Genomic DNA, 12,055 nt, shown 5'->3' on the forward strand with positions numbered 1-12,055 from the left:
GCTCATCTTTGCTAAAGGGAAAATTATTGTAGATATGTCCAACATCTACCAATTATATTGATGCATGGTTTACCTCGATAAGGCACATTCTATAGGTACCAAGGAGGTGAACTAACATGGCTAATAACAATTCAAACCAATTGGTAGTTCCGGGTGTCCAACAAGCATTGGATCAAATGAAATATGAAATTGCTTCAGAATTCGGAGTAAATCTTGGCGCAGATACAACATCTAGAGCAAATGGTTCTGTTGGAGGAGAAATTACTAAACGTCTCGTTTCAATGGCAGAACAACAATTTGGCGGTATGCAATAAGCATAATTAAATACAATGGCTAGTGGGCTATTCCTAATATTAGGAATAGCCCCTATTTATGTTTTCTAAAGATACTGTATAATAAAACCAAAGGGGGAAGCGCATCATGGGAATTTTATGGTTTGGTGGTAACATTTATACGATGCAAAGTGAAGGAGATGCTGCAGAAGCAGTTTATACGGAAAATGATATCATTCAGGCAGTTGGTACATATCAAAAACTTTATCATGATTATTATCAACGAATCGATGAGGAAATCAACCTATTGGGTAAGACAATGTTACCTGGTTTGATTGATAGCCATATGCACATTATTCGTCATGGATTAAAATTATTACGGTTGGATTTATCGAAAATGCAATCTGCTAACGAAGTAAAGGAAGCACTTAAAAATAGAACCGCTAACCTGGCACCAGGTGAATGGTTAATTGGTGAGGGGTGGAATGAAAATCAGTGGGAGAATAAAACTATTATTCATAAATCAGAACTGGATGAAATCAGCCCCGACAATCCAATGATGCTGACAAGGATATGCAGACATGCCGTTTTAGCTAATTCAAGGGCGATAAAACTGGCAGGAATTAACGAACAAACCCAGAATCCACAAGGCGGGATAATTGTTCGTGATGATCAAGGGGAAACAACCGGATACTTCCTTGACACAGCACAGGACATCATTAAAGAGGCTATGCCGCAGGTTTCACAGCAATATTTAGAGCAAGTGATTAAAATTGCCGTCGATGATCTATTGTCAAAGGGGCTGGTTGGCGGTCATACGGAAGACCTTTATTATTTCGGTGGTTTTGACAAAACTTATGGAGCTTTTAAAAATGCGATCGGTCCGGCAAACAAATTTAAAGCGCACTTACTTGTCCACCATGAGGTAATGGCTGATATGATTCGGGAAAACCTCGGATATGGAGATGGAACAGCCTATGTTGAACTTGGCGCAATTAAAATCTTTGCTGATGGTGCACTTGGTGGCAGAACAGCCTGGTTAACGACTGATTATGCGGATGACCCCGGTAATAAGGGAGTAGCCATTCATGAAAAGGGGGAATTGGAGGAAATTGTTAAAGTAGCTAGATCTCATCAATTACCAGTAGCTGTTCATGTTATTGGAGACCGAGCGATAGAAGAAGTTGCTGCGATTCTGAAGCAGCACCCGTTAACCACGAGTGCACGGGATCGGATTATCCATGGGCAAATATTAAATGAACGTGCCTTAGATATGTTAAAGGAATTACCAGTTATTGTAGATATCCAGCCGTCATTTGTCACATCGGATTTCCCGTGGGCGATTACCCGTTTAGGCAAGAATAAATTGAGTCTTGCTTATGCATGGAAAACAATGCTGGAAAATGGTATTCATTGTGCAGGCGGTTCAGATGCTCCGATTGAAGAAGTAAGTCCATTACGCGGTATACAAGCGGCTGTATTAAGAAAATCGGCTTATGATGGAAAGATATATATGCCATATGAACATTTGTCTATTTATGAAGCCGTTCAACTATATACACAAGGCAGTGCTTATGCGATTAATCAAGAAACAACTAGGGGTATGATCGCTGAGCATTACAAGGCAGACTTCATAATATTAAGTGAAGATATATTTAATACTGATCCGGACAGGATAGAGCAAATCCCGGTATTTATGACCGTCGTTGACGGTGAAGTGGTCTATCAAAACAAGGCAGAATGATAATCCCATGAGAGAATTAATGCCTTTCAATCAAAAACACAGCACCTGATAATGCTGTGTTTTTGATTAATTGTTCTATATTTTAAAAAGACAAGAAGAGCACCTGGTGCTTAAGGGCTTAGTATTCTTGCTAGGAGATGGTCTTCTGTCAAGAATTCGGACAAGTTAAATGAAGAAATATTTTAGCTTAGCGATTTAACGAATAAAGACATAATACAACCCTTTCCATTTTGATAGGCCCCTCTAACATAACAGGACTACTTCCTACAAGAACATCATAAATAGTGTTTTCAATACTTTTAGGAACTAGATCGAGAAAATATCCAGATTTCCCTTGACCATCTAAATCAATAACAAGAATATTCTTTTTGACTTTTTGGAAAATAAACAAGCATTAACAATGCTAGCAATGTCACTACCTTGCTCTTCGGATCACACATATGCTGAGTGGACTATGTATTTGCAAAGGTACCAACCAGACCCTAATGATCCACAACTACCGCCTAATCCTTGGGAAACAATCGGAACTCGAACAGATTACGTATCATCTGATTCATCATCGCATAGGACATTTACAAATGTCGGTAACAACGGCACAATACGTGTACTTGTTTTATTTAAAAGAAGTGCTTATCATCAAGATTTTGAAATGACACACTCAGTACGGTAATTGATTAAGAAGACTAACCCTAAAAGGAGTGGGGTTAGTCTTTTTTTAAAATTTATTTACATTTATTATTTAACATGTTACGGTGCACATAACAATTTTTTAAAAGGGGAGGTATATATGATAAAGAAGGGATTCATTATTAAGTTGATGGTAGTGGTTGCTTTGGGTATAGGTGTATATAGTTTTTTTCACGAGACTGACCAAACAGCAAATGCAGAACGGACAGATGAAAAACAAAAAGAATCAGCAACTAAGGAATCTAAACAAGTAAAGGAACAAAAAAGTGAAGCCAGAGAAAAAATAGAACAACTTTCAGATGAGGAAACCATTGCATTAATAAAAAAAGGTAGAAAAGCAAATAGGGATGGGGAAGAAGTAACACAAGAAGAAACTAAAATGTTGAAAGCCATTACTCAAGATGAATTTTACAATTTAATGGGTATGTCAGATAAAAGTGTTTTGGGTACTGTTGATGCCTATCACCAATCTGTGAATAGTCAGATATTTTCTGTGTATCAAGAAGAATCAGATGATCATCAGAATATTCAGTATGCTGATGAAAACAAGACAAGTGATAAAGAAGCGATAATACCGTATAAAAAAGAATTTGAATGGATTAATGAAAATTACGATTTTGGAAATGAATATTACAACGAATCAATAAATGAAATATTGAAATTAATGGACGAATATGACGAAGGCAATCAAGATGCATTGTTATCATTAAAAACTATTCTTTATGAATTAAATGAGGAATATAACCCAGAAACATTAGATCGAGTTACGGCATATAATGTTTCTTTAGAAGACGTAGAAAGAATTAAAAATGGCGAGGAGCCTAAATTCGAAATAAGTCAGCCATAATTGGTTGGCTTATTTTTTATGTCTGTATACATGAAGAATGTAAAAATATAAACATCGAAACATTGTATTATGTAAGAAACAGATAGTTATGTATTACCAAAAAGTGTTTGAAATATGGATTGATCCTTTTAGACTGAACAATAAAACATTTATATAACCAAAATTTGAGGACAGGGTGAGCAAACTTTATTCGTAATCATACATAAAGCATATAAATGTTTAGAGTTTTGATACTCCCGATGATAAACGTTTGTAACCTCCGAAAATTTAAAGGGGTGTCTCACTATCCATGTGTGTTTTGCAAGGGAAAAGTATACAAGATTGCAATGAACCATGAAAATATACATAAGCTTGCCAGCCTGATTTATTTAGTGATTTCATGATAATGCATGTGTGATTCTGAAGCTGTCATCCGTGAAATTTAATATATGCGCATGAAGAATGACACGATCCATGAGTGCAGTAGTTAGTAGTTGGCCTGAAACCGTATCTTTTAACGAAAAAAGATACTCGATTTAATAGTGTCTACTGTTCGTTGAATCTATTTCCCTTATGATTTTAAGGTACTTTTTCATTATTCTCTTTCGATTAAAATAGAAGTTAATTTATGTTTATCTCTTACATTAATTATATCGTGTTCCGGAATATTTTAAATACATTTGAGAACTAATGTTCTGTAAAATGTTGACAATGGGGATCATATGTTCTGTAATTAGACTTGTCTTACAAATTAAATCACAAAGGGGTAGTTGAAATGGATGAGATGGTTTTAACGGTACAGGAATGGGTTAATAAAACGTATAAGGGTTACTCTGGTTATGACGAAATCGAAGAAAATGGTAAAACAGGTTGGTCAACTGTTTATGCTTTAACAAAAGGGTTACAGGCAGAGTTAGGGATTACAAGCTTGGCAAATAACTTTGGACCAGGAACTGAAGCAGCATATAAAGAATGGGGAGAAATGGAAGTAGGGAAGGTTCCTAATAACGATAAAGGAAGAAATATTGTCCTGATTCTACAAGGCGCAATGTATTGTACAGGATACAATCCAGGTGGATTCGATGGTGAATTTGGAGAACCTACAAAGGGTGCAGTTCAAAAACTGCAAAATGATGCAGGATTACCTATTCAAGATGGTAAAGTGTATGATTATGTATTTAAGGCAACATTAACAATGAACGCATATGTGCTTACTTCGAACGGAGATTATAAGGTTCAAGAAATACAAAGAGACTTAAATAATAAGTATTACAAGACTTCTGGAGTCCAACCTTGCGATGGCCATTATCAAAGAAACACTAACAAATCTTTGTTATATGGAGTTCAAACTGAAGAGGATATCCCGGCGTCAGAACAAACTGGAGCGATTGGACCAAAAACCATAGAACGCCTGCCTATCTTAGATATAGGAAGTTCAGGAAACTTTGTTAAGCTTTTTCAATATGCATTATATTTCAATGGATATGATTCAGGAGAATTTGATGGTGTCTATGGAACTGGTATTAAAAATACTACTGCTGAGTTTCAAAAGTTCGTAGGATTAGATGAAGATGGGTCTGCAGGTAAACAAACATGGTTATCTGCATTAGTGAGCACTGGAGATCCCGATAGAAAAGGAACTGCATGTGATTGTATTACTGAAATTACACCTGAAAGAGCCCAAGCTTTAAAAGATGAAGGTTACGAAACTGTCGGAAGATATTTGACCAATGCAGAACGAACATCCCAAACACCAAACCCTTTAGATAAAAGGATCAAACCTGGAGAAATAGATACGATTTTTGATGCGGGTCTAACTATGTTTCCTATTTATCAAACAGAAGGAGGGGATAACGATTATTTTACTGAAAAAAAGGGGAAGTTAGATGGGGGTGAGGCATTTGTGGCAGCAAAGGAAGAATATGGATTTAAAAGTGGGACAACTATTTACTTTGCTGTTGATTTTGATGTTCTCGATCATCAAATTACAAGTAACATTTTGCCTTACTTTAGTGCTATAAATAAAGTGTTTAAGGATCTTGGAAGTTTGTATAAAGTTGGTGTATATGGTCCAAGAAATGCTTGTATAAGAGTTTCGAAGGCTGGATTAGCATCAACGAGTTTTATAAGTGGTATGTCAACAGGGTTTAGTGGAAACTTAGGATTTCCTCTACCTGATAATTGGGCATTCGACCAAATATCTACAATTAAGGTTGGATCAGGTGATGGATTGATTCAAATTGATAATAATATTAAATCTGGAAGGGACAATGGAGCTGATTCAGCAGAACCAGGAGATATAGAGGAATCTATTAACAAACTATTTTTTGAGCAAATTGACGATATTTATGAAATTGCACTTAAGTATTCTGACAATAGCCAAGCAAAGGCAAACGAGTTACTCTGTCAATATTTGCGTCACAGAGTATTTAATGGGGTTCTATGGGTGGCTTCTGCCGGGAAAATTGATACTGATTTCATTGAGCAAGTCGATAAACAACTGCATGCACCAACAATTGTAGATCCATTTGATATAAATCATAAAGTTAGTTTAGAAACACCTCACTTAGCTGCCAGCTTAAATAGCATACTATTTATTTGGAATTCCAATTCATTTATTTCAGACTTTGCAGGATGGGCTGGAGATTTATTGACTGTTGCTGGTGAATCCGTGGATGCTGTGGATGACAGTAGATACTCAACTGTATATGATGCAGCGTACAATTTAATTGGAAATCGAGATGCTTCAAAATCAACTTTCACATTGAAAGACTTAATTGTAGATGTAGATGCTCTAAATATGGGTGCTACTTTACGAAGGAATCTACAGCCATTAAATAAAGTAATTAAAGAATATTATGGCAAACTCGGTGAATATAATAGAAGATATAATAGCTTTTTAATTAATAGGTTTTTCGATCAGAATGAGGAACAAAGCTATGACCACTTACTAGATGAGGCTACAGACATATTAAATTCTAAAACTTCTTTAATAGATGCGGCAAGGGTACTTTTCAAAAATCACTTTGAAGTTACTTCTTATACAGAAGAAGAAGGAGTTGAAGTGGCAAGGGCATTTAGGGATGTTATAAAAAGAGAAGGGGACAAAGAATCACCAGAATAAGGCATTTTAAAAAAGAGTGGGGTAACCACTGATATGCTCCCTTTAAGGTAGACAGATTAAAAAATAAAAATCTGTTTTACCTTAGGGGGGAGTTTTTTTATGTCCAATAGATCTCATTCAAGAGAATTTAAATATGAAGTAATAACGGCTTACAAAAATGAAGATTATACACAGAAGGAATTATGTTCAAAATATCATATTAATGATACAACCTTTTATAGATGGATCGAGATATTTAAAAAGGAAGGAATAAGTGGGTTAGAGGAATCAAAATCATGGAAAAAGTATTCTAAAGAATTAAAGGAAACGGCTGTACTTGATTATTTATCGGGAGACTATTCCTATAAAGAAATTGTTCAAAAATATCATATTTCAAGTGATTCCGTACTCAATAGATGGATAAATAAGTATAATAGTCATAGAAAATTAAAAGATACAGGAAAAGGGAGAACACGTTCTATGACTAAAGGGAGAAAAACCACTTGGGGAGAAAGAATTGAGATGGCTGTTTACTGCTTGGAGAATAAAAAAGATTATCAGGGAACCGCTGAGAAGTATAAAGTTTTCTATCAACAAGTTTATCAATGGGTAAAGAAGTATGAGACAATAGGTTCAGAAGCGTTAAAGGACAATCGCGGGAGAACAAAGCGTGAAGCTGAACTATCGGAAGAAGAAAAAAGTAAACTGGAGATGAAACGATTAGAATTTGAAAATGAACGTTTACGTGCGGAGCTGGCATTTCTAAAAAAGTTAGAGGAGATCGAAAGGGGGCGAAAATAAGCCTAGTAAGATTTCAAGATAAATACATCGCTATACAAGAACTTCATGCTCATGAAAAAGTGGAAGGTATTTATGGATATCGTCAAATGAAGACAAACATGAATCGTATATTTAAAAAGAAACTTCAGCAAAAACTCAATCACAAAAGAATTTATAGGTTGATGAAAATCGCTGGATTACAATCTGTCATACGTAAAAAGAAAAAACCTTATAAACGTTCTATTCCCCAACATGTTGCAGAAAATATCTTAAATCGTAATTTCAAAGCAGAAAAACCAAATGAAAAATGAGTAACCGATGTAACGGAGTTTAAGTATGGTGCTTCTAAAAAAGCATATTTAAGTGCTATTCGTGATTTATACGATGGATCTATTGTGAGCTATGTTGTTGGAAATCGAAACAATAATAGGCTTGTTTTTAAAACCTTGGACTTGGCAACAGCCACATTGAATGATGAAGAATGTCCGCTTATTCATAGTGATTGAGGTTTTCAATATACGTCCCATGGATTTAAACGCCGGATTGATAAGACAGGGATGACACACAGCATGTCTCGAGTCGAAAGTGCATTGATAACGGACCAATGGAATCTTTTTGGTGGACGCTCAAATGTGAGAAATATTATTTACATAAGTATGGGACATTTCAGGAACTATCTAAAGCTGTAGACGAATATATTCATTTTTATAATCACGATAGATATCAAGAAAAATTAAACGACCACAGCCCCATGGAATACAGGGCGATGGCCGCTTAAATCATTTTTATTATTTCCATTGTCTACTTGACAGGGGGAAGTTCACCTCTCCACTCTTTAGTTATTAGATGGATTATGTTTACGATATCTTAGTCATCATATTTTATAGAAACTACTCTTGGATTAGTATGTATAGTCAAGATGTTGTCTGGTTCCCACTCCAAACTATAGGCTCCTTCAGAAAACGATTTAAAGTTATCATCTGTCGTAATACCAGTCTTGAAGTATTTAAATAACCCACTTTTACCCACTTGAAAAACTCTCGCATTACCTATCTCTGAAACTTGAAATTTCGCCCGATTATTGGGGGATGAAAAGGTAGTATAGTCAATATTCCAATTGATTATGATATTTAATAACGGAACAATTAGCATAAATATAATTAATACTATAGAGGTTATTCTTATAAATTTATACTTAAATATATATTTTAAGGATAATATTGCGGAAACTCCTATTATAAACGGTAAAATTAAGTCTATACCATGTTGCCTAATAAAGTAAATACCATATCCATTCAACACAGACAAAGTTTTTTGTAATATCAAAGAGGTAATGAGGATAATCACAGGTGCATTCAATAGTTTATTCTTTATAAATTTCATAGACGAGCTCCTTTAGGATCTTTCTATATACTGAAATTATAACATAATAAATGTAAAATAGAACCGTTTATTTGAATAATGAGTTAAAGTGGAACATAAAAGAATCAGTTTGCAGATTATTTATCTTTCGTTTCTTTTATAACTTATCCGAAAGTTGGCAGGATTCTATCATATAAAGACAAATAAGAACTAACGGAGCAAAGAGTATTATAATTCTTTTTAAGATACTTTTTTAGCCTTACAAATGAAGATAAATTCTGCTATAGATGAGAAGAAAAATAATATATATCCGTCATCATTAATAAAAACATAAACGCGGGTTTCGCGCAAACAGCAGAAAAATAGATGTTCGTAAATAGAGTCTTACTGTTGCCTCGGAAGCGACTGCTTTCGAAGGTGTTCTCAGATAGCGAAGGAATAGACCCGGAACCTTACCCGAATAGCGGACAGCAATTAGCTGCAATATTCCATGGCGATACAGGGGCACATGACATAGCCTTCAATTGCCTTTATTGTCAGTAGGATATTGGAACGTTCCTGTTCATCGGTGATCTGTTTTATCGGATGGGGATCCCCTTCTTTAAATACCGATTCAATTTTGGCATTGATTGCTCCAAAAATGATAGCCAAATGCACTAATCACTTGCTTCATTTCACGGAACAGGGATTCAATTTTGAATCGGTGTCCATACAACTCGATGATATCCGTTTCTTCCAACCTTTGGAAATATCCCAAGTTATTACAACCCTTGTTGAATACATTGAAAAACTTAAAAATCGTATAAAGGAACTTGAAAGACAAAGAGGATCCAGTAGCCGCAACAATAGTAAACCGCCATCGAGCGATGGATTACGTAAGCCTAAAAGCCTGCGTGTTCCGGGCGGGAAAAAAGGTGCTCCGAAAGGACATGTTGGACACACTAAAAAAACTCCACAACCCCTGATAAAATTATCTGGCATGAACCCGAGTTATGTACCAATTGTGGTCATTACCTGTCGAATGCCGCGAGCGAAGATTTTCAAGTTAGGCAAGTGGTTGACCTTCCCATGATCGAGCTACTTTATACAGAGCACCGTGCCGTTTCAAAAAGTTGTCCAGACTGCGGACAGACTCAATAAGCGCCTTTTCCGGAACATGTAAAGGCGCGAGTCCAGTATGGGGAAACATGGAGCGCTTGGAGTTCGTATCTCTATACATATCAATATCTTCCGCTTGACCGGATCACCCAATTTTTTGAAGATCTTACCGGACATTGCCCAAGTGAGGAGACCCTACTGTCCCATCTTGGGAGGCTTCAAGCCAATTGGAACCTATCGAACAAGAGATTGAAAAAAACTGACTGAAAGCGACGTGATCCATGCCGATGAAACTGGTGTAAGAGTTGAAGGAAAGCTTCAGTGGCTGCATTCCGTGTCCGATGAAAACTGGACACATTACCATATCCATCCCAAACGGGCGAAAGAGGCCATGGATGTTGGTGGATTCCTTCCAAATTACCACAGCACTGTTGTACATGATTTCTGGAAATCCTATTTTAATGACGATTACAATTTCAAGCATGTGCTCTGTGGTGTACACTTACTTCGGGAGTGTCAAGGAATCATTGATTATGACCAACACGATTGGGCCCAGAAATTGCAGGTCCTGTTACGCGATGCCCTAGAAGAAAAGAACAAGCAACGGCAGCTTCGGATGAACCAGTCAAAAGAGGTAGAAAGGCAAAAAGTAAGACAGCCAACCTAGCTGAGAGGTTCATCAATTATAAATCCGATATCCTCTGATTTCTAAGGGACAACCCGTTCCTTTTGACAATAATCAGGCGGAAAGGGATGTCAGGATGGTAAAAGTGAAACAAAAAATATCCGGTTCGTTTAGAACCAAAGAAGGCGCCAACCAATTGGCCCGAATCCGCGTTTTTATTTCCACAACCCGAAAACAAGGGGAAAGTGTGCTTAAGTCAATTGTATCCGTTATTAAAGGTCTGTTTACATTTAGCTAACCTCTTTTTCACATGTCCTAAGTAGTTACTTATATTACTAAATACTTTCTACTTTCTTGACTACTTAGAAAAACCAAGAACACCACTTGGTCCTTAAGGATCCCACATCAAGTAAGATGTTTTTTATCCCTTATAGAGGATGTTCAAAAAGTCCGGTAAAATTTACATTTTGAATTTCTTCGTTAGCTTGTTTTTGCGTTCCTTACGTATTAATTCATACATTCCGGTACTTAAAGTTACGCTACCTCGAACTTTGACGCCTAGGACGGGTTAATGAAGATGTTGCCACAGGACGTTTCGACCTATGTCGACTTGGTCTCTTTTATCCTCCATTTTGAATAAGCACTTATATGCTTATAAAAAGGTTCGTTTCACACGATCCCAATAAGAATTGTTTTTCATTTTAACTGTTTTAACCACTTTATCATGAAGGGTTACAGTAATATCTCTTACGTTGCGAATAGAATATGCTTCATTATCTAATCCAATAATTGGATAATTATTGCCATCTTGAACAATCTCCAATTTTAGTGCGCGATCTTTACCCAATACGAACGATGATCCGAGTGTGCGATAACGATTATTATTGATTGAAGCAAGTTCTGACACTTGAAAACATGGTATTTTTGGGTCGATTACAGCACCATTGGTCGATTTGTTATAGCCTGTGCTCCCGGTTGGTGTTGCAACGATCAGACCGTCACCGCGAAATGTTTCAAAGTGCTTTTCGTCGATATAGACGTCGATTACGATTGATTTTATAATGTTGGATCTAATGCTTAGTTCATTCAGACATTCAAAATTCGTCTCCCCATTAATTTCTACATTGATCACAGGGAATTTGCGTACCTCAATTTCTGCGTTAACAACCGAATGAAGTAATTCATCAAAGTTTTCTAAATTAAAATCACAATATAAGCCAGATTCATCAGATCTGGTTATCCCGGTGTATATACAGTCCTGACGAAATCCTGATTTTCGGACTGCTTGTAGAAATGTTCCATCCCCGCCAATACTAACAATTATTCCGGCATCATTGATATCCTCAACAATGGTAAGATTATTTTCCTTTGCTAAGGCAAATAATGGGGTTAGCTTTTCTTCAATTGCATCATCTTTTTGGTAATAAAAAAATATGTTTTTTCGATTAGACACGTTTATTACCTCCATATTTGAATTCATGTACAGTTTACCATTTTATTAATGTTTATCCCAATATATATGAATTGTTCGAATGAAAAAGGAAAAATGAAGCAAAAT

The 12,055-nt window shown here is 36.1% G+C and carries 11 protein-coding genes and 2 pseudogenes; 11 read left to right on the forward strand and 2 right to left on the reverse strand.

The genetic code is table 11. The features are described from left to right. Nucleotides 1–116 precede the first annotated feature (116 nt). The 7 genes and pseudogenes from JOC34_RS00215 to JOC34_RS22150 form a co-directional block, all read left to right on the forward strand. Nucleotides 117–314, forward strand: coding sequence for an alpha/beta-type small acid-soluble spore protein (locus JOC34_RS00215; protein WP_205134703.1), 198 nt, complete (start codon nt 117–119; stop codon nt 312–314). A gap of 106 nt (nt 315–420) precedes the next feature. Further along, nucleotides 421–2,016 (forward strand): amidohydrolase, encoded by a 1,596-nt coding sequence (locus tag JOC34_RS00220; RefSeq protein ID WP_205134704.1) that lies wholly within the window; start codon nt 421–423, stop codon nt 2,014–2,016. A gap of 787 nt (nt 2,017–2,803) precedes the next feature. Then, on the forward strand, nt 2,804–3,550 hold the full coding sequence (locus JOC34_RS00225) for a hypothetical protein (RefSeq protein ID WP_205134705.1): 747 nt from the start codon (nt 2,804–2,806) through the stop codon (nt 3,548–3,550). A gap of 754 nt (nt 3,551–4,304) precedes the next feature. After that, a complete protein-coding gene (locus JOC34_RS00230; RefSeq protein WP_205134706.1) occupies nt 4,305–6,653 on the forward strand; it encodes a glycoside hydrolase domain-containing protein in 2,349 nt (782 codons plus the stop codon). Nucleotides 6,654–6,752: 99 nt separating this feature from the next. After that, nucleotides 6,753–7,433 carry a helix-turn-helix domain-containing protein gene (locus JOC34_RS00235; protein ID WP_205134707.1) on the forward strand — a complete coding sequence of 227 codons (681 nt, stop codon included), beginning with the start codon at nt 6,753–6,755 and terminating at the stop codon, nt 7,431–7,433. Between the two features lie 32 nt (nt 7,434–7,465). Next, nucleotides 7,466–7,723: an IS3 family transposase gene (locus JOC34_RS00240; protein ID WP_338062638.1), complete on the forward strand. Its 258-nt coding sequence runs from the start codon at nt 7,466–7,468 to the stop codon at nt 7,721–7,723. A gap of 269 nt (nt 7,724–7,992) precedes the next feature. After that, nucleotides 7,993–8,190 (forward strand): annotated as a pseudogene (locus JOC34_RS22150) (IS3 family transposase); the annotation flags it as partial. 89 nt (nt 8,191–8,279) lie between these two features. On the opposite strand, the gene JOC34_RS00250 reads toward JOC34_RS22150, so the two are convergent. Continuing rightward, a complete protein-coding gene (locus JOC34_RS00250; RefSeq protein WP_205134710.1) occupies nt 8,280–8,795 on the reverse strand; it encodes a hypothetical protein in 516 nt (171 codons plus the stop codon). A 526-nt stretch (nt 8,796–9,321) separates the two neighbouring features. Between JOC34_RS00250 and JOC34_RS21655 the strand changes: the two genes are divergently transcribed. The 4 genes and pseudogenes from JOC34_RS21655 to JOC34_RS22160 all read left to right on the forward strand — a co-directional run. Continuing rightward, a complete protein-coding gene (locus JOC34_RS21655) occupies nt 9,322–9,846 on the forward strand; it encodes a DUF6444 domain-containing protein (RefSeq protein ID WP_239544009.1) in 525 nt (174 codons plus the stop codon). After that, nucleotides 9,789–9,914, forward strand: a complete 126-nt coding sequence (locus JOC34_RS22155; protein WP_420856105.1) for a hypothetical protein — start codon at nt 9,789–9,791, stop codon at nt 9,912–9,914. The genes JOC34_RS21655 and JOC34_RS22155 overlap by 58 nt, the downstream gene beginning before the upstream one ends. A gap of 217 nt (nt 9,915–10,131) precedes the next feature. Further along, the gene (locus JOC34_RS21925; protein WP_275577675.1) at nt 10,132–10,539 is read left to right on the forward strand and encodes an IS66 family transposase; all 408 of its coding nucleotides are present in this window, start codon (nt 10,132–10,134) and stop codon (nt 10,537–10,539) included. Nucleotides 10,540–10,591: 52 nt separating this feature from the next. Continuing rightward, nucleotides 10,592–10,673, forward strand: a pseudogene (locus JOC34_RS22160) (IS66 family transposase); the annotation flags it as partial. A 476-nt stretch (nt 10,674–11,149) separates the two neighbouring features. On the opposite strand, the gene JOC34_RS00270 reads toward JOC34_RS22160, so the two are convergent. Continuing rightward, entirely contained in the window at nt 11,150–11,950 is an 801-nt protein-coding gene (locus tag JOC34_RS00270; protein WP_205134712.1) for an NAD kinase, read from the reverse strand. Nucleotides 11,951–12,055: the final 105 nt, after the last annotated feature.

This window comes from Virgibacillus halotolerans, assembly GCF_016908515.1.
Lineage (GTDB): Bacteria > Bacillota > Bacilli > Bacillales > Amphibacillaceae > Virgibacillus_M > Virgibacillus_M halotolerans.

Bases quoted from the DNA above. Each gene is read 5' to 3' on its own strand.
- JOC34_RS00215 (WP_205134703.1), top strand. From the start codon at position 117: ATGGCTAATAACAATTCAAACCAATTGGTAGTTCCGGGTGTCCAACAA.
- JOC34_RS00220 (WP_205134704.1), top strand. From the start codon at position 421: ATGGGAATTTTATGGTTTGGTGGTAACATTTATACGATGCAAAGTGAA.
- JOC34_RS00225 (WP_205134705.1), top strand. From the start codon at position 2,804: ATGATAAAGAAGGGATTCATTATTAAGTTGATGGTAGTGGTTGCTTTG.
- JOC34_RS00230 (WP_205134706.1), top strand. From the start codon at position 4,305: ATGGATGAGATGGTTTTAACGGTACAGGAATGGGTTAATAAAACGTAT.
- JOC34_RS00235 (WP_205134707.1), top strand. From the start codon at position 6,753: ATGTCCAATAGATCTCATTCAAGAGAATTTAAATATGAAGTAATAACG.
- JOC34_RS00250 (WP_205134710.1), bottom strand. From the start codon at position 8,795: ATGAAATTTATAAAGAATAAACTATTGAATGCACCTGTGATTATCCTC.